This window comes from Thermococcus sp. EP1, from assembly GCF_001317345.1.
In the GTDB taxonomy this organism is placed as follows: domain Archaea; phylum Methanobacteriota_B; class Thermococci; order Thermococcales; family Thermococcaceae; genus Thermococcus_A.
This window is the reverse complement of the sequence record NZ_JXCG01000038.1, coordinates 1-509: the sequence shown is the minus strand read 5'-3', so window position 1 is coordinate 509 and position 509 is coordinate 1. Positions and strand designations below refer to the sequence as shown.

General features: G+C 43.6%; 1 protein-coding gene. It reads right to left on the bottom strand.

What is annotated here, in order from left to right:
* A partial coding sequence (locus EP1X_RS09950; protein ID WP_172672623.1) for an FAD-dependent oxidoreductase occupies positions 1-509 on the bottom strand: 509 nt, incomplete at both ends.

Sequence of the window (509 nt, the reverse complement as noted above, 5' to 3'; positions counted from 1 at the left end):
CACCTCTAATGGCATCCCCACCGGCGAAAACCCCAGGAATTGAGGTCATTAACTTATCGTCAACCACTATTCTTCCCCATCTGTCTACTAGAAGATCAGGTACACTTTGAATGAATGTCTTGTTGGGAGTTTGGCCAATTGCTATCACTGCATTGTCTATCTCCATGATGAAAGTTTCTCCAGTAGGAATGGGCCTTCTTCTTCCTGTTTCATCAGGTTCTCCAAGTTTCATTTTTTCGAGCTCTATAGCCTTGAGATTACCATGCTCGTCCCCAATAAAGCGTTTTGGTGAAACAAGGAACATGAACTTTACTCCTTCCTCTTCTGCGTGGTGTATCTCCTCTATACGTGCTGTCATTTCCTTCTTTGTTCTTCTGTAAAGAATCCAAACCTCTGCTCCAAGTCTTAAGGCTGAACGTGCGGCATCCATTGCAGTGTTTCCTCCACCAATAACCGCAAATTTTTTGCCTACCTTAACTGGAGTGTCATACTCTGGAAAAGCATAAGCT